The sequence below is a fragment of the Tritonibacter mobilis genome (genome assembly GCF_001681715.1).
Taxonomy (GTDB): domain Bacteria; phylum Pseudomonadota; class Alphaproteobacteria; order Rhodobacterales; family Rhodobacteraceae; genus Epibacterium; species Epibacterium mobile.
The window spans coordinates 161,849-183,697 of the sequence record NZ_LNWY01000003.1 but is presented as its reverse complement, the minus strand read 5'-3'; the positions used below and the strand labels follow the sequence as shown (position 1 = coordinate 183,697).

Here is a 21,849-nt window from a genome sequence, read left to right as displayed (position 1 = left end):
ATTGAAGCAAGGAGATTTCTCATGGCCCTCTTGGATACAGTCGACCCTGATGGTCTGGATGAGTTCTCGGTGGTGTTCACCGACCGGTCCCTCAATCACATGTCAAAGGAATTCCAGCAGGTGATGCTGGACATCAACGCCATGCTGAAAGAGGTCTACAAGGCGGATGCGACCGCGCTGGTGCCCGGTGGCGGGACCTATGCGATGGAGGCGGTCGCGCGCCAGTTTGCCCGCAATCAGGACACGCTGGTGGTGCGCAATGGCTGGTTCTCCTATCGCTGGAGCCAGATTTTTGAAACAGGCGGCCTGACCAAATCCGCCAGTGTCATGAAGGCGCGCCAGACCGGCAATACTGCGCAATCGCCCTTTGCTCCGGCCCCCATCGAGGAGGTCACCAAGGCGATCCGCGACCAAAAACCCGCCGTCGTTTTTGCGCCCCATGTGGAAACTGCGGCCGGTGTGATCCTGCCGGATGACTACGTGACCCAAATGGCGGAGGCCGCCCATGAGGTCGGCGCGCTGATGGTACTGGACTGCATCGCATCTGGCTGCGCTTGGGTCGATATGAAGGCCACCGGCGTCGATGTGCTGATCTCCGCCCCGCAAAAAGGCTGGAGCGCGTCGCCGTCTGCGGGGCTGGTGATGCTCTCCAAACGTGCGCTTGCGAGACTGGACGAGACCACCTCCGATAGCTTCGCCCTCGATCTCAAGAAATGGCGCGCGATCATGCAAGCCTATGAGGATGGCGGCCACGCTTATCACGCCACCATGCCCACGGATGCGCTGCGCATGTTCCGTGATACCATGGCGGAGACCAAAGAATATGGTTTCAAACGCTTGCGCGAGGCGCAGTGGAAACTGGGCAATGGTGTGCGTGAAATGCTCGCAAAAAAAAGCGTCACTTCTGTGGCGGCCGAAGGCTTTGGCGCGCCAGGTGTGGTGGTCAGCTACACCGACGATCCGCAGATCCAGAATGGCAAGAAATTCGCCGACCAAGGCATGCAGATCGCCGCAGGCGTACCGCTTGCGGTTGACGAGCCTGAGGGGTTTAAGACCTTCCGCCTTGGCCTCTTTGGTCTTGATAAGCTCTATGACGTCAACGGCACGCTGTCGCGGCTGAAAACCGTGCTCGACCAAGTGCTCTGACGCCCCTTCATTTTTTCAAAAATACCTCCGCCGGAGGCACGGGTCTGTCCCATAGGACAGGCCCGTTTTCTATCGTACGCCAAGTCCCATCTGCATCAGCATCTTGCGCACCTGCGGCAGGGAGTACAGCGCGTTCAGCCCACCGGCCCGCAAATCCCTGAGCGGACGGGCCTCGATCATCGAGGCACGATTCAGCAGATCAATACCGCTGACCCGCAATTTGATATCGCTGTGGCGGGCTTTCTCATAGGCATCCAGCATCGCCTGATCGCCCAGTCCCTCGGGGTGCGCCTCCACCAGATCCATCAGCACTCGCAAATCCGCCAGCGACATATTAAGCCCCTGTGCCCCGATGGGTGGCACCACATGTGCCGCTTCGGCCATCAATGCCAGACGCTCGCCCACCAGACGTTCGGCGCGCTGGCTAATGATGGGCCAAAGGGTGCGGCGGGAGGCCAGTTTCAGCGCCCCCAGCACCCCGCAGGAACGGGTGTTCATCTCGCCTTCGAATGCGGCTTCATCAAGGGCTGCGAGCCGGTCGGCGTTGGCATTTGTTTCCATCCAGACAATCGCCGACGAGGGCCGCCCGTCCAGATCCGGCAGGGGCACCAGCGTAAAGGGGCCACCGGTGCGATGAATTTCGGTCGACACGTTTTCATGCGGCAGATCATGGGTCACCGCAAAGGCCAGCGCCTTTTGTCCGTAACGGGTGATCTGTACCTCGATCCCTGCCGCCTCGCGCATGGGGGAGGCGCGCCCATCACAGGCCAGCAACAGTTTGCACCGCACACGCGCGCCATCACTCAGGGTTACACGGGCCTCTCCCATACGGGTGAACAGGCTTTGGGTGCCAACGCCGGGGCGAAATTCCGCATTGGCCAACTCGTTGATGCGCGACAGCATTTCGCGGCGCAGCAGCCAGTTGGGCAGGTTCCAACCAAACGGCAGTTCGGAAATCTCTGCGGCATTGAACTCTCGCACCACACGCGGTTCGGGTTCGGCACCGCCCGCATCAATAATGCGCATGATCTGCAAAGGTGCGGCATAAGGAGCCAACCGCGCCCAGAGCCCTGCATCCTCCAACAGTGATTTTGCCGGTTGCAGAAACGCGGTGGTGCGCAGATCCGCGCCCGCATCCTCGCGCGCGGTCACAGGGGCCGTCGGGTCCACGCAGATCACGGAAAATCCGCGCGCTGCAAACGTCGCCGCAGCGGTCAGCCCGGCAATGCCGCCCCCGGAAATCAGGATGTCACATGTCTCGCTCATCACCTCGGCCCCGCGCTGTTGCTATGAGGGGAGACATAGGGCGCGGGGCGGGCGAATGACAAGCGGCTCTGTGCCGCAGGGGATCAGCCGCGCGAAATCAGGATCAATATGATCCACATTACCGGCACCAGAGCGAGTGCGGGCAAATAGAGGCCAGGCAGGCCAAACAGCATGATGGAAATACCCCAGAGGCTGATGAACGTGACAATCGCGTAGTAGATGTTGCCCTCATCGCCATAGCTCACCTCTTTCCAGATGCGGCCCAGCACGGGCACACGAAAGATAATGCGCTCAAAGGTGGTGAGCTTCGGCGGCAGGGTGTAGGCGGTCATGTCAGGCTCCGTCATGTCGTGTCGCCCTGCGATATAGGGCGCAAAACATGACTAAAACATGTGCATTTTGGTCGCTGCGACAGGCTACCGCAGGTGGCCCAGAAAATCCGTCAGATCCATGGTGTGATGATGGATGTGATCGCCCTCAAAGACCTCGGGTGCCACATGCACCGTACGCATGCCCATCGCATGCGGCGCGGTCAAATTGCGCGGGTCATCCTCAAACATCGCCGCCTTGGCGGTCTCGACACCGGCTTGCGCAAACACCCGTTCAAAGGCGCTGCGCTCTGGTTTTGGGCGATAATCTGCGTGCTCAACGCCGTAGATGCCGTCAAACAGCCCCGAGAGCCCCCGCGCGGCCAGAACGCGCTCCGCATAGGGGGCAGAGCCATTGGTGTAGACAATTTTGCGCCCCGGCAAGGCTTTGATATGGCCTGCCAACATCTGATCAGGCTCCAGATGGTCGAGCGAGATATCGTGCACCGCCACCAGAAACGGATCGGGGTCGATACTGTGTTCCTGCATCAACCCCGCCAGCGTGGTGCCGTGATTGCGCCAATAATCGCCGCGCAGCTTGTCCGCCGCACCATGATCGATCCCGAGCGTGTCCATCACATACGTGATCATCTTCGCCTCGATCTGGTCAAACAGTCGGGCCGAAGGGTGATAGAGCGTATTGTCGAGATCGAACACCCAATGTTCGACATGAGAGAAGGATTGCTTGACCATAATCCGAGACCTAGGCGCTATGTCTCGGATTCGCAATGGATTAGCATGAGGCGCATTCCGCCTCAGACTTGATCGCAGCGCTGGCAAAGCGTAGAAAGTGGCGGTGCAATGGAGGGCAAAGCGCCGATGAGCCAGACGAAGAACAGCACCCAGAAAGACGCCTATGGGCTGATCCTCGACGCCATCGACGTTGGAATGTTCAAACCCGGCGACCGTCTGGTGGAGAACGATCTGGCCGATCGATTTGGCGTGTCGCGCACCCCTATTCGCGAGGCATTGCAACGGCTTGAAACCCAGAGCTTGCTGGAACGCGATGGCCGTTCGCTGATTGTGGCCTCGCTCGATCACAACCAGATGGCCGAGCTGTATGTGGTGCGGCGCGAGCTAGAAGGGCTGGCGGCTGCGCTGGCTGCGCGCCATGCCACCGATGAGGAAGTGCAGGTTCTGCGCGATATGGTCGCGGCAGATGACGCGCTGGTCGACAAACCGGTAGAGCTTGCCAAGGCAAACCGGCGGTTTCATCAGCAAATCCATCTGGCCTCACACAACCGCTATCTGGTGCAGCAGCTGGATTTGGTGCATCGCTCAATGGCGTTGATGGCCACCACATCATTGGCAGCCGAAGGGCGCGGGCGTATTGCGCAAGACGAGCATAAGGCAATCGTCGCAGCCATCGCCAACCGGGACGAGGCTGCAGCTGGGCAAGCGTTGAAGGATCATATCTCGGTCGCTTTCACCACGCGCCTGAAGCAGGACGCAGGCGCGCGCGGCGGCTGACTTACTCCTCCGCCGTGCCGCCGTGATCACCGTGAGCGGTCTTGTCCCAAAAGAAGGGAGCGGCAAAAACCTCCCACAGGGCTTTGTAGGCGGCAAAACAGCCAAGCGCAAAATAGAGTGGCATCAACGGGGCGCAAAACGCGAACAACGGGCGACCTGATGCGCGCGCACCGCTGATCCAGATGCAAAAGTTAAGCACCTCAAAGACCACAAGCGCCCCGGCGGTGACGTGCAGCGCTCCGGGCGGCAGCGCACCCTCTAGCGGATGTGGCAGGCCCAGTGCGACCAGCCAGAAACTCCACAACACCGGGGCCAATAAAAATTGTCCCAAGGTGCCGAGGAAGAACGCCTGAACGCCCAAAAAACGCCACCAGCCGATATCGCGCAGCAGCTGGGTGGGGGCGCGCATATGCACCAGATAGGTCATCATAAACCCCTTGAGCCAACGGGAACGTTGCTTGATCCATGGGGTGATGCGGCTGTTGGCTTCTTCATAGGTGGTCGTGGGCAGCATCTCTGTGCGATAGCCTGCGCGGGCAAGGCGCACGCCAAGATCGGCGTCCTCGGTGACGTTGTGTGCATCCCACGCGCCGAGGCCCTCTAAGGCATCGCGGCGGATGAACAGGGTGGTCCCGCCCAATGGAACCACCAGCCCCAGCCGCGCGATGCCTTGTAACAGAACCCGAAACCAGCCCGCATATTCGAGCGTAAAGCAACGCGAGATCAGATTGCGGGTGGGGTTATAGAAATCCAGAACCCCTTGGAAACAGGCCACTTCGGGGGGCGCGTGGGAAAACGCTTGCGCGGCGATTTCCAGTTGGTCTGGTTCTGGCGCATCTTCTGCATCCCAAATGCCGATGATCTCGCCATGGCAGAAGTTCAGCGCGTAGTTCATGGCCCGAAGTTTGGTGGTAAGAGAGCCATCACCCGGCACCTCAACTACCCGAAACCAGTCGGGGAGATCGGCGCATTTCACCGCATTGCGCGTGACCTCATCGCTTTCTTCCAGCACCAAGAGCACTTCCATGCGGGCGCGAGGGTAGGTGAGGCGACACAGGCGGCGCAACAAATGTCTGCCAATTTCCGCCTCGCGATAAAGCGGCACCAACATGGAGATCATGGGGGTTGCGTTCTGGGGCTCAATCTTGGGCGGGTTCGCGCGCCTGGCCGCCAGCAGACCGGTGATCCTGAGGCTCGTGAACAATACCAAGGTCAACAACGCACCAAAGGTCAGAAAAGCGATGACGACCTGTGGAACAAGCAAGGAGAACAGCACAAACAGCGCCGCAATCGCAAAGGCCGGGGCGCGGGCTGCTTGATAGTCAAACGTCCGGCAACTGAGAGCAGGGGGGACGCTGTTGGATGCCGCTTGCGTCATCTTTTGGCGAAAGACCTGAAGCAGGGTCGCCTCAATCTCTGCCGCGGGGGTCGGTATGGGAACAAGGTCGTGAAAATGCCCCGCAAGCTCTTGTTTTAACGCAGGTAAGCCCGTGGGATCTGCCATCAGTATCAGAGCAGTATGTCCCAAGGTTTCCAACGGCACCGCCTGATGCCGCAACCAAAAGGCAGGAGGACGCAGGGCAAGAATATCCTGATCGGGGCGCTCAGTACCGATCCGCTGCAACCGGGCCGCGCGGCGGGTGTTCTGAAGCCGCGCGATATTTTCCAAATGCTGCTGGTGGAGATTGCCCAGATCCAAGGAAGACGGCGGATCACGCAAACTGCCCGGTCGCGCCGACCGGCGATAGAGCATGCGGCTGCGCCGGTGCAGGTCCATCTGGTTCTTGCCCATAGCTTATAGCTAACAGAGCTTTGGTCAGCGCCTAAGTTAAACACCCGCAACAGATGGGAAAGTCATCGTAAAAGAAACCGCCCAGCTGCAGCGGCAACCGGGCGGTTTTGAACTGTGCTTTGGCCGCTGATCAGGCCTTGCGAGCCGCCATTGCTTCCGCAAAACGCTCAAACAGGTAAAAGCTGTCTTGCGGGCCGGGGCTGGCTTCGGGGTGGTGCTGGACGGAATAAACCGGGCGATCCTTCATGCGGATGCCGCAGTTGGAGCCATCAAACAGCGAGACATGCGTCTCTTCCACACCCTCGGGCAGGGTTTGTGCATCGACCGCAAAGCCGTGGTTCATCGAGGTGATCTCAACCTTGCCGGTGCCGTGTTCCTTGACCGGGTGGTTGGCCCCGTGGTGACCGTGGTTCATCTTGGTGGTCTTTGCACCCAATGCCAGTGCAAGCATCTGGTGGCCAAGACAAATCCCAAAGACCGGCAGGTCAGTCTTATCAAGAATGTCCTTGATCATCGGCACCGCATATTCACCGGTTGCTGCCGGGTCACCGGGACCGTTGGAGAGGAACACACCATCGGGATTATGTGCCAGGACCTCTTCAGAGGTCGCCGTGGCGGGCAGCACGGTGACGTCACATCCGGCGGAGGCAAGGCAGCGCAGAATGTTGCGTTTGGCGCCGTAGTCGATGGCGACCACCTTGTGCTTGGGGTCCTCCTGACGGCTGTAGCCATCGGGCCATGCCCACCGCATCTCGTCCCAGCGGTAAGATTGCGCGCAGGTCACGTCCTTGGCGAGGTCCATGCCCTCAAGGCCGGGCCATGCACGCGCAGCGGCGACCAGCGCTTCGAGGTCAAAATTCCCGTCCGGGTTATGCTCCATCGCCACATGCGGTGCGCCTTGCTGGCGGATCGCACGGGTCAGACGGCGGGTATCGACGCCGCCAATGGCAATGCGGCCAGTGCGGGTGAGCCATGACTTCAGCTCTTCGGTGGCGCGCCAGTTCGACGCCAGCGTCGGATCCCATTTCACCACCATCCCCGCGGCGACGGGGTCGGCGGTTTCGTCATCCTCGGGGGTGACGCCAGTGTTGCCGATGTGGGGGAAGGTGAAGGTGACGACCTGACCCGCATAGGAGGGATCGGTCATGATTTCCTGATAGCCGGTCATTGCGGTGTTAAAGCACAACTCGGCCACGCATCGCCCGGTGGCGCCGAACCCGTGTCCGTAGAACACGGTGCCATCTGCAAGGGCCAGGCAGGCGGTTGGCTTCGGCGAAACGGTTTCGACCATGACTCGACTCTCCATGCGGGCAAAATTCGCGCATCAATAAGTCTCGCATAGCGTGGGGTCAAGCACAGATAAGCCGATAACGGGCCTGCATCGCGTGCAATCCCGAGAGCTTGAATGTTACCGCGGATTTGATTAATACTGCCTCTTCTTGTTCCACATGGACGAAGAGAACACATGGATACGCGAACTCGGGTCAACGAGGCCCTCAAGCAGGCGATGAAGGATAAGGCGATGGAACGCCTTTGCACTCTGCGTCTGATCAATGCTGCCATCAAGGACCGTGAAATCGCAGCGCGCGGTGACGGCGAAGAGGGCGGCATCGGCGACGAAGATATTCTCGCCATCCTCGGTAAGATGACCAAACAGCGCAAAGAAAGCGTGCGCGCCTATGAGGAGGGCGGACGGCTCGACCTTGCTGAGCGCGAGATGAATGAGATCGAGATCATCGAAGAGTTTCTGCCAAAGCAGCTCTCGGAGGATGAGGTGTCCAATGCGGTGAAAGCCGCTGTGAATGAGACCGGCGCCGAATCGATTCGCGACATGGGCAAAGTCATGGGCGCGCTGAAGGCCAAATACACTGGCCAAATGGATTTCGGCAAAGTTGGTCCGATGGTCAAAGATCAGCTCTGCTCGGCTGGTGGCTGCTGAGGCCAACGCCCAGAGCGTGACGAGCAAGAGATAGATAAACCCCGGTTCGAGACGCGAGCCGGGGTTTTTTGCTGCCGTTTAGTCCTGATGTGACGTGGCGGCAGGGCTCTGACGAATGGAATTTCGCAGATCCTCATACAGTGCTTTGCGCTCGTCTTCGGACAGGAACGCTCCGATTTCCACCTCTCGCCCGGCACCGCGCAGGGTTACGTAGTTAGGCACCGGCCCGCGCTCATGGTGCAGGGTGACCTCGGCCCAATGGCGATTGCAGCGCCAGCTTTGTGTGCTGCCGCGTCCATCGGAGCGGATCAACTCTGCGTCCTTTGGTCCAAGACGCAGCACCTCCAGCACCTGCGCATTGCGGCGGTTCTGATCGAGGGCGTATTTCATCCCGAATACGGCCAGCGTGAGAAATGGGATCAGCGCCCAGAACAACGGCGTGCCCATCAGTGGCAGCAGCGGCACCGTGATCAACGCAGCCGTCACCCCCAGAAAGCGTACATAGCCTTCGGGTTGGAGCGACTGATGGGGCCACAGGTGCAACTCGCCATCCTGATCGCTGGGGGGACGTGTCCAGTCATAGGGCATGGGGCGCATTTTAGCTCTCATGCGCAGGCTGTCGAGTGAAATGGCCGCCAGTTCTAGATCGGTGGCACAAAAGAAAACGCCCCGAAGCGCGAGGCTCCGGGGCGTTTTGATTTCAGCTCAGACCTAGCTTAGTGGCTGTGGCCTTTGTCCCAGTCTTCCTGCTTAGGCAGGGTTTCAAAGGTGTGCTCTGGCGGTGGGCAGGGCAGGGTCCATTCCAGCGTGTCGGCGTATTCGTTCCAGTAGTTGTTCTGGGTTACGCGTGCGCCACGCAGCAGCGAATAGATCACCACACCGAAGAAGAAGATGAAGGATGCAAAGGACAGGAACGCGCCGTAGGACGAGATCTTGTTCCAGTATGCAAAGCCTTCCGGATAGTCGATGTAACGACGCGGCATACCCTGACGACCCAAGAAGTGCTGCGGGAAGAACGTCAGGTTTGCGCCGATGAAGAACATCCAGAAGTGGATCTGTGCGCCCAGCTCGGAATACTGACGGCCAGTCATCTTGCCGAAGTAGAAGTAGATACCCGAGAAGATCGCAAAGACCGCGCCGAGGCTCATCACGTAGTGGAAGTGTGCAACCACATAATATGTGTCGTGATAGGCACGGTCGACCGCAGCCTGTGACAGAACCACACCGGTCACACCACCAACGGTGAACAGGAAGAGGAAGCCGAAGGCAAAGACCATCGGTGCCTTAAACTCGATGGAGCCGCCCCACATGGTTGCGATCCACGAGAAAACCTTCACCCCGGTCGGAACCGCAATCACCATAGTGGCGAGCATGAAGTAGGCCTGTTGGTTGAGGCTCATGCCGACGGTGTACATGTGGTGCGCCCAAACGACGAAGCCCAGAACACCAATCGCAATGATCGCCCAGACCATCGGCAGATAGCCAAACACCGGCTTGCGCGAGAAGGTGGCGATCACGTGAGAGATGATGCCAAAGCCCGGCAGGATCACGATGTACACTTCCGGGTGGCCGAAGAACCACAGGATGTGCTGATAGAGGATCGGGTCGCCGCCGCCTGCAGGATCAAAGAAGGTGAAGCCGAAGTTGCGGTCCATCAAGAGCATGGTGATCGCGCCCGCCAGAACCGGCAGGGACAGAAGGATCAGCCAGGAGGTGACAAAGATCGACCAGCTGAACAGCGGCACCTTGAACAGGGTCATGCCGGGGGCACGCATGTTCAGGAAGGTGGTGATCATGTTGATCGCGCCGAGGATCGAGGAGGCACCGGAGACGTGCACGGCAAAGATCGCCAGATCCATCGAGAAGCCGCCTTCCTTGACCGAAAGCGGCGGATACAGCACCCAGCCCACACCGGAGCCAAGCTGGTTGTTGCCACCCGGTGCAAAGACCGAGCACACCGCCAGCGCGGTACCGGCAACATACATCCAGAACGAAAGGTTGTTCATCCGCGGGAACGCCATGTCCGGCGCGCCGATCTGCAACGGCATGAAATAGTTGCCGAAACCGCCGAACAGGGCCGGGATGACGACAAAGAACATCATCAGGATGCCGTGGCCAGTAATCAGCACGTTCCAGAGATGGCCGTTCGGGGTACAGGGGTCGGAGGCAAAGCCTTCCATACACATGTATTGAACACCGGGATCCATAAGTTCGAGTCGCATGTAGACGGTGAATGCGACGGAAATGAAGCCGGTGAGCGCCGAAACGATCAGGTAAAGGATACCGATATCCTTGTGGTTCGTGCTCATAAACCAGCGGGTGAAAAAGCTCCGCTCGTCTTCGTGGCCGTGACCTTGAATGGCTGCGTCTGCCATTTGGGTGCCTCCTGTTAATACTCCTCAGAGACCGCACGAGGGATTCCCGGCGGCTCTGGACTCTTGCCGGTTTTAGAATGGCCTGCCCGGCCCTTCAATGGCGGAGTTTGATCTGGATCAAGAATAATTGTCGCGCCCCCTTGAGTTTTTTGCCGACCTTACGGTCGAATCCGGTCTACGCGATCCCCCGAGCGTCGCGGTCGCGGTGGGCATAGACCAGTTGCTTGACCGCATCTGCAGAGACTGCGACACCCAAGCATGACGCCTGCGTTGGGCCTTGATACGGAGAGAGTCGACCATGACCGCCTATGATGACGACAATATTTTCGCAAAAATCCTGCGCGGTGAGATCCCCTCCACCCGCGTCTATGAGGATGACGACACGCTGGCCTTCATGGATATCATGCCACGCGTTGACGGGCATCTGCTGGTGATCCCCAAAACACCCTGCCGCAACGTGCTGGATGCCAGCCCCGCGCAACTGGAGGCTGTGATCCGCACCGTGCAAAAGCTCGCACAGGCCAGCAAGGCTGCTTTTGATGCAGATGGGGTTACGATTCAGCAATTCAACGAGGCCGCAGGCGGACAGGAGGTTTTCCATCTGCATTTCCATGTGTTGCCCCGTCACGAAGGTGTCTCTCCGCGCGCGCCGGGACAAATGGGCGATATGGATGCCATCGCCGCCCACGCCGAGAAAATTCGCGCTGCGCTCTAAGGGCGCTGATCTCGCGGCATTTCAAACAATCGAATGGAGGTCATAGTGGCCAAAATCGCACATAGTATGATCCGTGTTCTTGATGAGGCTGCCTCTGTGGCCTTCTACAAAGCGGCCTTTGACATGGAAATCGCCGACCGTCTTGATTTCGATGATTTCACGCTGATCTATCTGACCGCGCCCGAAGGCAGCTTTGAGCTGGAACTGACAATCAACAAAGCACAGAGCGAGCCTTATGAGTTGGGCAATGGCTATGGCCATTTGGCGCTGGTGGTTGAGGATCTGGAACACGCCCGCGCCAAGGTCGAGGCAGCCGGTGGCGCGCCGCGTGATATCGTGGATTTTTGCCCCGCCGGAGAGCGTGTGGCGCGGTTCTTCTTTGTTGCGGACCCTGATGGCTATCAGATCGAAGTGATCGAGGCACGCGGGCGTTTCCGTTAAGGCGCTCTTTGAGGGCCATCACCGCGACAAAGAAAAAGGGCGCTTCGGGCGCCCTTTTTGCTGTCGTTATTGTAGCATGCTGCGGTGTCAGTCGACGTCCTTATAGGAAATCTCACGCGAGTCTGCGCCTTCGCCCATTTTGTCGCGGCGCACGATCAGGCGGTTGAGCGCGTCGATATAGGCCATGGCGGAGGCCACAACCGTATCGGTGTTGGCGCTGTCGCCGGTGGCGATGACGCCATCTTCTTCGAGGCGCACAGAAACCGTCGCCTGCGCGTCAGTACCCTCAGTCACCGCATGTACCTGATAAAGCTGCAGATGCGCGGCGTTGGGATGGATTTTGCGGATCGCCTTAAAGGTCGCGTCCACCGGACCGTCGCCCTCGGCGGTTTCTGTCACGTCCTTGCCGTCGACTTCCATCTCGACAGTGGATTCTGCCGGACCCCCGGTGCCGCAAACCACCTTCATCGAGACCAGTTTCAGATGATCGTCCTCATCGCCGCTGGTGCGCATGAGCGCGATAATGTCGTCGTCAAAGACTTCTTTCTTGCGGTCGGCCAGCTCTTTGAAACGGACAAACAAGTCCTTGAGCTGGTTGTCCCCGATCTCGTAGCCGAGATTGGTGAGCTTGTCGCGCAGCGCCGCGCGGCCCGAATGTTTACCCAAAGGAAGCGAGGTCCCCGCAAGACCAACGTCCTCGGGGCGCATGATCTCAAAGGTTTCCTTGTTCTTGAGCATACCATCCTGGTGAATGCCGCTCTCATGGGCAAAGGCGTTCTTGCCGACAATGGCCTTGTTGAACTGCACGTTGAAACCCGAAACCGTGGCGACACGGCGCGAGATATGCATGATCTTCTTGGTGTCGATCCCGGTCTGGAACGGCATGATGTCGTTGCGCACCCGCATCGCCATGACCACCTCTTCCAGCGCGGTGTTGCCCGCGCGTTCGCCAAGACCGTTGATGGTGCACTCGATCTGGCGCGCGCCCGCCTCGACAGCCGCCAGCGAGTTTGCGGTCGCCATGCCAAGGTCGTTGTGGCAGTGGGTTGCGAACACAACTTCATCCGCGCCGGGCACGGTTTCAATCAGGCGACGGATCAGATCTGCGCTCTCGCGCGGGGCGGTGTAGCCAACCGTATCGGGGATGTTGATGGTGGTCGCACCCGCCTTGATGGCGATCTCGATCACCCGGCAGAGATAATCCCACTCAGTACGGGTCGCATCCATCGGCGACCATTGCACATTGTCCACGAGGTTACGCGCATGGGTCACGGTGTCGTGGATGCGTTCGGCCATCTCATCCATGGTGAGGTTCGGAATCGCGCGGTGCAGTGGCGAGGTACCAATAAACGTATGGATGCGCGGCTTGGCAGCCTTGCGCACGGCCTCGGCGCAGCGGTCGATGTCCTTGAGGTTGGCGCGTGCCAGACCACAGATCACGGAATTCTTGGAGCGTTCTGCGATCTCGCTCACGGCCTTGAAATCGCCCTCAGAGGCGATCGGAAAGCCTGCCTCGATGATGTCGACGCCCATATCGTCCAGAAGCTCGGCAATTTCGAGCTTTTCATCATGGGTCATGGTGGCGCCGGGGCTCTGCTCGCCATCACGCAGGGTGGTGTCAAAAATGAGAACGCGATCCTGCGGGTTCACGGTGTCGGTAATGCTGGTCATGTCAGATGTCTTTCTTGCTCTGATCCCCGGGGACGTCAGGCGTTATGTTCGGGGGGTAGGGTCCAATCCTTGGCGCGCATGCACATCCTCTGAGCGGGCGCGCCGGATGGCACGCTCAGAGGCGGATTAGGAGCAGTAGGCCACGCGAAAGCGCGCTGCAGGTGGCAGCGTCGGCAATCTGGATATGCGGATACGTGGTCATGGCCTGAGTTATACAGGCCATGCGCCGAATGAAAAGGGACAAATTTCTCTGCGCTGCAGCGACCGTGGTGTGCTGAGACTTCGGTTGGATTTGGATATTTATAAGAAGTTGAAAGCAAAGAGTGGAATTCCCCACGCATCACGCCAGTTATGCCGGTCATGACACGGCTTGTATTAATATTGGGCGACCAGCTGTCCGAAGGATTATCAGCGCTAAAGGCGGCTGATCCCGCACGCGATGTGGTGGTCATGGCCGAAGTGATGGATGAGGGCACATACGTCCCACATCACCCCAAAAAGATCGCTCTGGTTCTGGCAGCGATGCGCAAGTTTGCGGCTCATTTGCGACAGCTGGGCTGGCAGGTGGCCTATCGCCGTCTGGATGAGGAGGGCGCTGACAGCATCGTGGGGGAGCTGTTGCGACGGGCCGAGGAATTTGACGCCTCTGAGGTGCTGGCGACCACGCCCGGTGAATGGCGGCTGATCCGCGCGCTGAAATACGCACCTCTCAAGGTCCATTTCCACGCGGATGACCGATTTCTGGCGACACGTGCGGATTTTGCCGATTGGGCAGCGGGCAAAAAGCAGCTCCGGATGGAGTATTTCTACCGGCTGATGCGCAAGAAAACCGGCCTTCTGATGGAGGGATACGACCCCGCGGGCGGCAAGTGGAACTATGATGCGGAGAACCGCAAAGCGCCACCAAAGGAGATCGACCATGCTGGCCCGCTCCGGTTTGAGCCTGATGACGGTGTCAAGGATGTGCTGGATTTGGTTGAGGCACGGTTTGGCACCCATTTTGGTGAGTTGCGCCCGTTTTGGTTTGCCACCACCCGCGATCAGGCGCTGGAGGCGCTGGCGCATTTCATCACCTATGCCTTGCCACAGTTTGGTGATTTTCAGGACGCGATGATGACGGATGAGCGCTGGCTCTATCATGCGATCCTGTCGCCCTATCTGAACATCGGCCTGCTATCACCGCTGGAGGTCTGCGAGGCCGCAGAGGCAGAATGGCAGGCGGGTCGCGCGCCGCTCAACGCGGTGGAGGGGTTCATTCGCCAGATCCTGGGCTGGCGCGAATTTGTGCGCGGCATCTATTTCATCGAGGGCGAGGATTACCCCAGTCGCAACGCGCTGGGTCAGACGCGCGCCTTGCCATCGCTCTATTGGGGGGCGGAAACCGAGATGCATTGCCTGTCGCAAGTGGTGCGGCAAACACAAGAAGAAGCCTATGCCCACCATATCCAGCGGTTGATGGTGACCGGCAATTTTGCATTGCTGGCCGGGGTCGATCCCGCCGAGGTGCACGACTGGTATCTGGCGGTCTATGCGGATGCGTTTGAATGGGTGGAGGCCCCCAATACGGTCGGTATGAGCCAGTTTGCCGATGGCGGCATCATTGCCTCCAAACCCTATGTGTCCAGCGGCGCCTACATCGATAGAATGTCCAACTATTGCGCCAGTTGCGCCTATAAGGTGAAGCAGAAAACGGGCGAGGGGGCCTGCCCGTTCAATCTGCTTTACTGGCATTTTCTGAACCGTCACCGGGATCGGTTCGAGGGCAATCCGCGTATGGGCAATATGTACCGCACTTGGGACCGGATGGACGCTGACAAGCGAGATGTGATCTTGCAGGAGGCCGACGCGTTCCTTGCCAAACTGGAGGCGGGCGAAAAGGTTTAGCGGGTTCTGTTCATCCAGAACTTGCGCCATCTGTCTTCTGTCTCGGGCGACAGTTCGGCGAGCGCCAGAGCATTCGGTGCCAGTTTGGGCAGATCTTTGGCGAGTTTGTCGGGGGCGCGCGCCGAGCGTTCCATCATATCGAGCGCGATATTGGCCCAGACATTGCGCCCCGCCGGCATTGGGGCGGCAAAGGCGCAGAGATAAGCGAGATAACCAAACTCCGTGCCGCGCCCAAGCCCGTGGCGCACTGAGTATGCTTTTGCTTTTAGTCTCAGGGACAAGGGTTTAGGCGGCTCATTTATTGTGGGTAACTTTTGAACAAGTTCCAGGTTCACAGCCCGCCCATGCGGAAACATGACATCAAAGCGCCCATGATACACATGCCGCATATAGTTTGAATATTGGCTCACCGTATCGTTGGCAAAGCGCAATTCCTGCGCGTTTTTTGACAGAAGCGCGCCGAGGTGGACTTGTTCGATATTGTCAATTCTTGGGCCATTTGTCAGCGTGTTGTGCGGCGTTAATGATTGATTTATGAAATCAAACTCTGCTGGGGTCAGGCCTAAAATCCCCGTGTTCAGGACTTCGGTACTGCTGTGAATATGGGCCTCGAGCGCGGTGCCTTTGCAGGCGTCAATGATGGGCGCCCAGTCCGGGCGTCCCGCCAGCCAGCCGTCGCGATCATAGAACAGGGGCGCCTGCGCCGCGATGCGCTCAGTCATCTCACGGGGAGGTGCCTTAAACGCAGTGTCCGTCGCCACCCAGCAGACCGGGGCGGTGCTTTCTGAAAGGGTTAGTTTGAGCGCATGAAGCTGCGCGCGGGCAGGCCTGCGCCCGGCGTCCGTCCACTGTGCGATTTGATCGTCTGACAGGATATGATGGCGCACGGGCAGATCCGGTCGGCGATTGGCCTCATCGCACATCAGCAGGATTTCCACCCCCTCCAGCCCCTGCTTCAGGGCGGAGAGGATGCTGTAAGAGAGCTGCTGTTGTTGGCGCAGTGCGCGCCCAAAGACAAGATAAAGGAGCGTGGCCATACGAAGTGTTAGTCGCTGCCGCCTTCAGTTTCAGCCGGTTGATCGGCGGTGGATTTCAGCGCGCCATTCTCCCAAGTGCCGGAGGCCTCTTGGCCAGAGGCGTAACGCATGGTGCCCGGCCCCTGACGTTTGGAATCCACGAAATTGCCCTCGTAGATGTCGCCATTGGCATAAGTGGCAATGCCCTTGCCACTGATCTTGCCCTCGGACCATTCGCCCTCATAGCTGAAACCATCGGGACGGGTGATTTTGCCGGTGCCATGGCGCTGACCATTTGCAAACTCGCCCTCATAGATCGAGCCATCCGCATAGGTCACTTTGGCCTCGCCGTGGCGCAGGCTGTCTTTCCAGCCGCCCTCATAGCGGTAGCCTTCGGGTGAGGTCATCACGCCTTGACCATCGTTCTTGGCGTTTTTGAAGCTGCCTTCGTAGATTGCGCCATTTGCATAGGTGGCTTTGCCTTCGCCTTCAATGACGCCAGCGACCCATTCGCCCTCATAGGTGGAGCCATCGGGGTAGGTGATTTTGCCGGTGCCATGGGCCAGATCATCGCGGAAATCGCCCACATAGACCGATCCGTCGGGATAGGTCACCTCGCCTTGGCCTTCGATCTGGCCCGCCTGCCACTGGCCAGTGTAGATATAGCCATCGGTGCCAGTGAACGTACCCTGACCCTGCCGCAGGTCATCCTCAAACCGGCCTTCATACCTATCGCCATTGGCATAGCGTAGGATGCCTTCGCCATGGCGGCGGCCATTGACCAGCGGACCCTCGTAGACGTCACCGTTGGGTTGGGTCAGCGTGCCGGTGCCGTTCATCTGATCGTCAGCCCATTCGCCCTCATACTTCAGCCCGTCCGGCATCACCAACGTGCCAAGCCCGTCGAGCTTGCCGTCCTTGATGCCGCCCTGATAGGTGGTGCCATCGGGATAGGTGATCTTGCCGGTGCCTTCTTTACGGCCCTCAATCCAATCGCCTTCATACTGATAGCCGCCGGGGTTTTGCATAATGCCGCGGCCATGATGCTTTGCGTTGACGAATGCGCCCTCGTAGCGCACGCCATTGGCGTAGATCGCGATGCCTTGGCCGTTGATCACGCCGTTTTGCCATTCGCCCTCGTAGGTGCCGCCATCGGCAAAGGTGATCTTGCCCAGACCTTCGGGTTTGCCCTTGGAGAAATCCCCCTCATAGACGGAGCCATTGGGAAAGCGCGCGATACCCTTGCCGCGAATTTCGCCATCGACCCATTGGCCGGAGTATTCATAGCCATTGGGCAATTTATAAGTGCCCTGACCATGTTGCAGCCCGCCCTTGAACTCCCCCTCGTAGACGCCGCCGATTTCGTCTTGGGTGGTCAGGACCTGTCCGTCCTGTGCAAATGCGGGAGCCCCGACACCCGCAGCGGTCAGCGCCAGCAGGGAAGTCAGGATAAGTGTGGAGCCGATGCGGATCATGGAAACCTCAGTTGCCTCAAGTTCTTCGAGAGCTGCCTGGAAATTGGGTTGCTTGACCGCGAACCTATGTCAGCGGCGATCTGGTCGCAACGGTTTTGCCCCCTTAGGCTTCCCCTTCGGCGGGGATCTGATACATGGCTGGGTAAGAGATGAATTCGAGGACCCGTAAGATGGCCGATAGTTTTCGCATCACGCTTGCGCAATTGAACCCGACCGTTGGCGATTTGGCTGGCAATGCCGCCAAGGCGCTCAGCGCATGGCAAGAGGGGCGCGACGCCGGGGCTGACCTTGTGGCGCTGCCGGAGATGTTCATCACCGGCTACAATACGCAGGATCTGGTGATGAAACCGGCCTTTCATCAGGCCGCAATTGCCGAGGTGGAGGCGCTGGCCGCAGCCACGGCAGAGGGTCCGGCGCTGGCGATTGGCAGCCCATGGGTCGAGGATGGCAAGCTTTTCAACGCTTATTTGATCCTGAAGGGTGGCAAGATCGCGTCCAAATGCCTGAAACACCACCTGCCGAATGAAACGGTGTTTGACGAGGTGCGGATTTTTGATGCCGGGCCGTTGGGCGGGCCATATTCCGTTGGCAATACCCGTATCGGCAGCCCGATCTGCGAGGACGGCTGGCATGAGGATGTCGCCGAGACGCTGGAAGAAACCGGCGCGGAGTTCCTGCTGATCCCCAATGGTTCGCCCTATTATCGCGGCAAGATGGAAACCCGCTACAACCACATGGTGGCCCGCGCGGTCGAGACCGGCCTGCCGGTGATCTACCTCAACATGGTGGGCGGTCAGGACGATCAGGTCTTTGACGGCGGGACATTTGCGCTCAACCCGCATGGCGCATTGGCGGTTCAGTTGCCGGTTTTTGACGAATGCATCGCGCAACTCGATCTGGAGCGCACCGCCGATGGCTGGCGCATCAAAGAGGGCAAGAAGGCGCATCTGCCGGACGCGTGGGAGCAAGACTATCGCACCATGGTGCTGTCCTTGCGCGACTACATGGGCAAGACAGGGTTCAAGAAAGCGCTGCTTGGCCTCTCGGGCGGTGTGGACTCAGCCATCGTGGCCGCCATCGCGGTCGATGCCATCGGCGCGGAGAACGTGCGCTGCGTGATGCTGCCCTCGGAATATACCTCCAAGGACTCGCTGGAGGATGCAGAGGCCGTCGCCAAGGCGCTGGGCGTGCATTACGACTATGTGCCAATTTCAGAGGGGCGCGAAGCGATCACCAACACGCTTGCACCGCTCTTTGCGGGGCGTGACGCGGATCTCACCGAAGAAAACATCCAGTCCCGTCTGCGCGGTCTGTTGTTGATGGCAATGTCCAACAAATTTGGCGAGATGCTGCTGACCACCGGCAATAAATCCGAGGTCGCGGTGGGTTACGCTACCATCTACGGCGATATGAATGGCGGCTATAACCCGATCAAGGATCTCTACAAGACACGGGTCTTTGAAACCTGCCGCTGGCGCAACGCCAATCACCGCGACTGGATGATGGGCCCCTCGGGCGAGGTGATCCGCCCCACTGTCATCGACAAGCCCCCGTCGGCCGAGTTGCGCGAAGACCAAAAAGACAGCGATTCCCTGCCGGACTATCCCGAACTGGATGCGATTCTCGATATCCTTGTGGATCAGGACGGATCTATCGCGGATTGCGTCGCGGCAGGCTTTGATCGCGACGTGGCAAAACGGGTCGAGCACCTGCTTTATATCAGCGAATACAAACGCTTTCAGTCCGCACCCGGCGCCCGCCTGACCAAACGCGCCTTCTGGCTTGATCGGCGCTATCCGATTGTCAATCGCTGGCGTGACCCCAGCTGAAAAACGCTGCGGCGCATTCGGAAAACAAGGTGGTTCCGGCCTTGATTGAGGCCGGAAGAACACAGGCCAGAGGAACTGGCCGACAGAGCCTTATACGCGGCTAGACCCGCTCTTCGCCCACGGACTAGAACTGACCCATGCCCGGACCACAGCTGCCTCATTTCAATTCGGACCGCGTGCTGCCAAACGCGGTTGATGTCGTCGTGATCGGCGGTGGAATCGTTGGCGCATCCACGGCGCTGGAACTCGCTGAACGGGGCCATTCGGTGCTATTGTGCGAAAAGGGTCAGATTGCGGGCGAACAAAGCTCACGCAATTGGGGCTGGGTGCGCATGTCGCAGCGCGACCCCCGCGAGATGGAACTGATGACCCATTCCCAGCGCATCTGGGAGGGGCTCGACGCACGTACCGGCTACGCGACGGGTTATGCCAAACGCGGCATCATGTTCACCGCAGGCAGCCGCAAGCGCGAGGCGGAGTTGTTGGCCTGGGCGGAGCATCTCAAGGCGATTGGTGGCGAAGGCCATATGCTGCGCGGCGCGGCTCTGGAGGCGCTGACACCGGGCTATGGTCATCGGTTGCGCGCGGGCTTTCACACACCTCAGGACGGCTGCGCCGAACCGCAGATGGCCACGCATGCGATTGCTTCGGCTGCGCGCGACAAAGGGGCCGTGGTGGTCGCTGGCTGTGCTGTGCGCACACTGGATGTGGAAGCCGGGCGCATTCGGGGTGTTGTCACCGAAAAGGGCCGCGTGACCGCAACGGCTGTGGTGGTTGCGGGCGGGGCCTGGTCGCGCTTGTTCCTGCGCAACGAGGGCATCTTCCTGCCACAACTCAAGGTGCTCAATTCCGTGATGCGCCTCTCTCCGGTCGAAGGTGTCCCTGAAACCGCGCTTTGGGCGGCGGGCTTTGGTCTGCGCAAACGTGCAGATGGCGGCTATACCGTTGCCTCGGGCGGCGAAAACACCTTTGATATCGTGCCCGACACGTTCCGCATCGGGCACCACTTTATTCCGGCCTTTCTGCAGGATGTCACTGCCCTGCGGTTTCGCCTCTCCAACCGCTGGCGCATCGAGGCCCGCGAGGCCCGCCCTTGGACTGGACAGGACCGTACCGCCTTTGAGGAAACCCGCGTGCTTGATCCTCAGCCCTCACAAAAGGCGCTGCGCCGTGGGCTTGCGGCGGTGCGCGACGCTTTCCCAGCACTGGAAAAGGCCGATGTCACCCAAAGCTGGGGTGGCCTGATTGATGTGACCCCGGATGAAATTCCGGTGATCTCCGAAGTCCAGGTCCGCCCCGGCCTGTTTGTCTCCACGGGCTACAGCGGGCACGGTTTTGGCCTTGGTCCCGGTGCCGGGCGGCTCACTGCGGATCTGGTGACGGGGGACGCGCCCATCGTGGACCCGCGCCCCTTCCGCCTGAGCCGCTTTGGGTCTTAACCCATCATCTGATAGCTGACCGGGACAAACCTGAACCCGTCGCCACGCGTCTCCACATAGCCCGCAGCCGGGAACGGCATATGGTAGCCGATCATTGGCGTGCGGCTGTCCGCCAGCATTGAGAGCACCCGCCGCCGCGTTGCCGAGGCCGCATCCTTGTCGGTGTCAAAGCTGGTCTGCCATTCGGGATGGGCAAAGGGGAACACATAGTGATTGGCCAGATCCGCCGTCAGCAGAAGTTGCTGCCCGCCGCTTTCGATCATGTAGACCATATGCCCCGGCGTATGCCCAAAGGCCGCCATGCCGGTCACCCCGGAGGCCACCGCGCCGCCATCCTCGATAAAACTCATCTTCTCGGCCTGCGGTGTCACCTTGGCTCGCACCCGATCCGCGCCGCCATTGCCCTCGGGCAGCCCGGTCCAGTGGTCGTATTCCGCCGCCGCTGTCACATAGCGCGCATTGGAGAATGTCACAGCGCCGCTGTCATCCGTCATGCCGCCGATGTGGTCGCCATGCATATGAGTCAGCACCACCACATCAATCTCGTCGGGTGTCACGCCCGCATCCGCCAGCGCCGAAGTGATGCCGCCTGCGTTGAGGCCGGTATCAAACAGGATTTTCTCTGACCCTGTATCGACCAGCGTCGGGGTAAAATAGAATTGCGCGCTGGTGTCAGAGATGAAATTCTCCTCAGCGACCTCTGCAAACGCTTCATCCGAAGCCCCGCCGCCAAAGATATCTTTCACCCCTTCGCGCCCGGTGCTGCCCGCCAGCAGGCTGTGCACGGTATAATCGCCAACCTTGAAGGCGCGGGCATGCAAGGGTTTCATGGCACCCCCTTCGCCAGCGGCCCGCAGGGGCGCAGCAACACTGGCGGCAATCGGGGCGGCGGCGGCACCGGCCAGCGCGGCACGGCGGGATAGCTTTACTGTCATCCTCTTGGTCTCCCTGTTGAGTGGTATGATCCAAGCCTAGCGCGCCAGCCCGCAAAGTCCCCTGAAGCCCGATCACGAATGCGTGGGA

The 21,849-nt window shown here is 59.7% G+C and carries 19 protein-coding genes; 8 read left to right on the top strand and 11 right to left on the bottom strand.

Features of this window, described 5'->3' with window-relative positions:
- Positions 1–21: 21 nt before the first annotated feature.
- Positions 22–1,146 carry an aminotransferase class V-fold PLP-dependent enzyme gene (locus UB90_RS02395; protein ID WP_065324744.1) on the top strand — a complete coding sequence of 375 codons (1,125 nt, stop codon included), beginning with the start codon at positions 22–24 and terminating at the stop codon, positions 1,144–1,146.
- A 69-nt stretch (positions 1,147–1,215) separates the two neighbouring features.
- On the opposite strand, the gene UB90_RS02390 is transcribed toward UB90_RS02395, so the two are convergent.
- The 3 genes from UB90_RS02390 to UB90_RS02380 all read right to left on the bottom strand — a co-directional run bounded on the left by UB90_RS02390 (position 1,216) and on the right by UB90_RS02380 (position 3,473).
- Entirely contained in the window at positions 1,216–2,412 is a 1,197-nt protein-coding gene (locus tag UB90_RS02390) for a UbiH/UbiF family hydroxylase (RefSeq protein WP_065324743.1), read from the bottom strand.
- A gap of 83 nt (positions 2,413–2,495) precedes the next feature.
- Positions 2,496–2,744 carry a hypothetical protein gene (locus UB90_RS02385; protein WP_065324742.1) on the bottom strand — a complete coding sequence of 83 codons (249 nt, stop codon included), beginning with the start codon at positions 2,742–2,744 and terminating at the stop codon, positions 2,496–2,498.
- 84 nt (positions 2,745–2,828) lie between these two features.
- Complete coding sequence (locus UB90_RS02380) at positions 2,829–3,473, bottom strand: pyrimidine 5'-nucleotidase (RefSeq protein ID WP_065324741.1); 645 nt, start codon at positions 3,471–3,473, stop codon at positions 2,829–2,831.
- Positions 3,474–3,599: 126 nt separating this feature from the next.
- Here UB90_RS02380 and UB90_RS02375 point away from each other — a divergent pair, with 126 nt between their 5' ends.
- A complete protein-coding gene (locus UB90_RS02375) occupies positions 3,600–4,250 on the top strand; it encodes a GntR family transcriptional regulator (protein ID WP_193600276.1) in 651 nt (216 codons plus the stop codon).
- A gap of 1 nt (position 4,251) precedes the next feature.
- Here the strand turns inward: UB90_RS02375 and UB90_RS02370 are convergent, their stop codons facing one another.
- The gene (locus UB90_RS02370; RefSeq protein WP_065324740.1) at positions 4,252–6,042 is read right to left on the bottom strand and encodes a glycosyltransferase family 2 protein; all 1,791 of its coding nucleotides are present in this window, start codon (positions 6,040–6,042) and stop codon (positions 4,252–4,254) included.
- 130 nt (positions 6,043–6,172) lie between these two features.
- Positions 6,173–7,333: a glutamine-hydrolyzing carbamoyl-phosphate synthase small subunit gene (carA, locus tag UB90_RS02365; RefSeq protein ID WP_009176391.1), complete on the bottom strand. Its 1,161-nt coding sequence runs from the start codon at positions 7,331–7,333 to the stop codon at positions 6,173–6,175.
- 174 nt (positions 7,334–7,507) lie between these two features.
- Between carA and UB90_RS02360 the strand changes: the two genes are divergently transcribed.
- Positions 7,508–7,981 (top strand): GatB/YqeY domain-containing protein, encoded by a 474-nt coding sequence (locus UB90_RS02360; RefSeq protein ID WP_005618666.1) that lies wholly within the window; start codon positions 7,508–7,510, stop codon positions 7,979–7,981.
- 78 nt (positions 7,982–8,059) lie between these two features.
- On the opposite strand, the gene UB90_RS02355 is transcribed toward UB90_RS02360, so the two are convergent.
- Together UB90_RS02355 and UB90_RS02350 are read right to left on the bottom strand one after the other, a co-directional pair.
- Complete coding sequence (locus tag UB90_RS02355) at positions 8,060–8,578, bottom strand: DUF2244 domain-containing protein (protein ID WP_009176559.1); 519 nt, start codon at positions 8,576–8,578, stop codon at positions 8,060–8,062.
- Positions 8,579–8,697: 119 nt separating this feature from the next.
- Complete coding sequence (locus UB90_RS02350) at positions 8,698–10,356, bottom strand: cytochrome c oxidase subunit I (protein WP_009177030.1); 1,659 nt, start codon at positions 10,354–10,356, stop codon at positions 8,698–8,700.
- A gap of 298 nt (positions 10,357–10,654) precedes the next feature.
- Between UB90_RS02350 and UB90_RS02345 the strand changes: the two genes are divergently transcribed.
- Together UB90_RS02345 and UB90_RS02340 are read left to right on the top strand one after the other, a co-directional pair.
- Positions 10,655–11,071: an HIT family protein gene (locus tag UB90_RS02345; protein ID WP_065322266.1), complete on the top strand. Its 417-nt coding sequence runs from the start codon at positions 10,655–10,657 to the stop codon at positions 11,069–11,071.
- Between the two features lie 45 nt (positions 11,072–11,116).
- Complete coding sequence (locus UB90_RS02340) at positions 11,117–11,512, top strand: VOC family protein (protein WP_065324857.1); 396 nt, start codon at positions 11,117–11,119, stop codon at positions 11,510–11,512.
- Positions 11,513–11,599: 87 nt separating this feature from the next.
- Here UB90_RS02340 and UB90_RS02335 read toward each other — a convergent pair whose 3' ends face one another.
- Positions 11,600–13,183, bottom strand: a complete 1,584-nt coding sequence (locus UB90_RS02335; RefSeq protein WP_005618676.1) for a 2-isopropylmalate synthase — start codon at positions 13,181–13,183, stop codon at positions 11,600–11,602.
- 360 nt (positions 13,184–13,543) lie between these two features.
- On the opposite strand from UB90_RS02335, the gene UB90_RS02330 reads away from it, so the two are divergent.
- The gene (locus tag UB90_RS02330) at positions 13,544–15,067 is read left to right on the top strand and encodes a cryptochrome/photolyase family protein (RefSeq protein WP_204161354.1); all 1,524 of its coding nucleotides are present in this window, start codon (positions 13,544–13,546) and stop codon (positions 15,065–15,067) included.
- Here UB90_RS02330 and UB90_RS02325 read toward each other — a convergent pair.
- Positions 15,064–16,104 (bottom strand): hypothetical protein, encoded by a 1,041-nt coding sequence (locus UB90_RS02325; protein ID WP_065324738.1) that lies wholly within the window; start codon positions 16,102–16,104, stop codon positions 15,064–15,066. The genes UB90_RS02330 and UB90_RS02325 overlap by 4 nt on opposite strands.
- 8 nt (positions 16,105–16,112) lie before the next feature.
- Positions 16,113–17,558 (bottom strand): MORN repeat-containing protein, encoded by a 1,446-nt coding sequence (locus UB90_RS02320; RefSeq protein WP_065324737.1) that lies wholly within the window; start codon positions 17,556–17,558, stop codon positions 16,113–16,115.
- Positions 17,559–17,728: 170 nt separating this feature from the next.
- On the opposite strand from UB90_RS02320, the gene UB90_RS02315 reads away from it, so the two are divergent.
- Together UB90_RS02315 and UB90_RS02310 are read left to right on the top strand one after the other, a co-directional pair.
- The gene (locus tag UB90_RS02315) at positions 17,729–19,387 is read left to right on the top strand and encodes an NAD+ synthase (RefSeq protein WP_065324736.1); all 1,659 of its coding nucleotides are present in this window, start codon (positions 17,729–17,731) and stop codon (positions 19,385–19,387) included.
- A gap of 137 nt (positions 19,388–19,524) precedes the next feature.
- Positions 19,525–20,826, top strand: coding sequence for an NAD(P)/FAD-dependent oxidoreductase (locus UB90_RS02310; RefSeq protein WP_065324735.1), 1,302 nt, complete (start codon positions 19,525–19,527; stop codon positions 20,824–20,826).
- Here UB90_RS02310 and UB90_RS02305 read toward each other — a convergent pair.
- A complete protein-coding gene (locus UB90_RS02305; protein ID WP_065324734.1) occupies positions 20,823–21,761 on the bottom strand; it encodes an MBL fold metallo-hydrolase in 939 nt (312 codons plus the stop codon). The genes UB90_RS02310 and UB90_RS02305 overlap by 4 nt on opposite strands.
- Positions 21,762–21,849 lie beyond the last annotated feature (88 nt).

Excerpts from the sequence above, each read along its gene's own strand:
- UB90_RS02335 (WP_005618676.1), bottom strand. The coding sequence starts at position 13,183 with ATGACCAGCATTACCGACACCGTGAACCCGCAGGATCGCGTTCTCATT.
- UB90_RS02385 (WP_065324742.1), bottom strand. The coding sequence starts at position 2,744 with ATGACCGCCTACACCCTGCCGCCGAAGCTCACCACCTTTGAGCGCATT.
- UB90_RS02370 (WP_065324740.1), bottom strand. The coding sequence starts at position 6,042 with ATGGGCAAGAACCAGATGGACCTGCACCGGCGCAGCCGCATGCTCTAT.
- UB90_RS02355 (WP_009176559.1), bottom strand. The coding sequence starts at position 8,578 with ATGCGCCCCATGCCCTATGACTGGACACGTCCCCCCAGCGATCAGGAT.
- UB90_RS02380 (WP_065324741.1), bottom strand. The coding sequence starts at position 3,473 with ATGGTCAAGCAATCCTTCTCTCATGTCGAACATTGGGTGTTCGATCTC.
- UB90_RS02345 (WP_065322266.1), top strand. The coding sequence starts at position 10,655 with ATGACCGCCTATGATGACGACAATATTTTCGCAAAAATCCTGCGCGGT.
- UB90_RS02360 (WP_005618666.1), top strand. The coding sequence starts at position 7,508 with ATGGATACGCGAACTCGGGTCAACGAGGCCCTCAAGCAGGCGATGAAG.
- UB90_RS02315 (WP_065324736.1), top strand. The coding sequence starts at position 17,729 with ATGGCCGATAGTTTTCGCATCACGCTTGCGCAATTGAACCCGACCGTT.
- UB90_RS02305 (WP_065324734.1), bottom strand. The coding sequence starts at position 21,761 with ATGACAGTAAAGCTATCCCGCCGTGCCGCGCTGGCCGGTGCCGCCGCC.
- UB90_RS02350 (WP_009177030.1), bottom strand. The coding sequence starts at position 10,356 with ATGGCAGACGCAGCCATTCAAGGTCACGGCCACGAAGACGAGCGGAGC.
- UB90_RS02390 (WP_065324743.1), bottom strand. The coding sequence starts at position 2,412 with ATGAGCGAGACATGTGACATCCTGATTTCCGGGGGCGGCATTGCCGGG.
- UB90_RS02330 (WP_204161354.1), top strand. The coding sequence starts at position 13,544 with ATGACACGGCTTGTATTAATATTGGGCGACCAGCTGTCCGAAGGATTA.
- carA (WP_009176391.1), bottom strand. The coding sequence starts at position 7,333 with ATGGTCGAAACCGTTTCGCCGAAGCCAACCGCCTGCCTGGCCCTTGCA.
- UB90_RS02325 (WP_065324738.1), bottom strand. The coding sequence starts at position 16,104 with ATGGCCACGCTCCTTTATCTTGTCTTTGGGCGCGCACTGCGCCAACAA.
- UB90_RS02375 (WP_193600276.1), top strand. The coding sequence starts at position 3,600 with ATGAGCCAGACGAAGAACAGCACCCAGAAAGACGCCTATGGGCTGATC.
- UB90_RS02320 (WP_065324737.1), bottom strand. The coding sequence starts at position 17,558 with ATGATCCGCATCGGCTCCACACTTATCCTGACTTCCCTGCTGGCGCTG.
- UB90_RS02395 (WP_065324744.1), top strand. The coding sequence starts at position 22 with ATGGCCCTCTTGGATACAGTCGACCCTGATGGTCTGGATGAGTTCTCG.
- UB90_RS02310 (WP_065324735.1), top strand. The coding sequence starts at position 19,525 with ATGCCCGGACCACAGCTGCCTCATTTCAATTCGGACCGCGTGCTGCCA.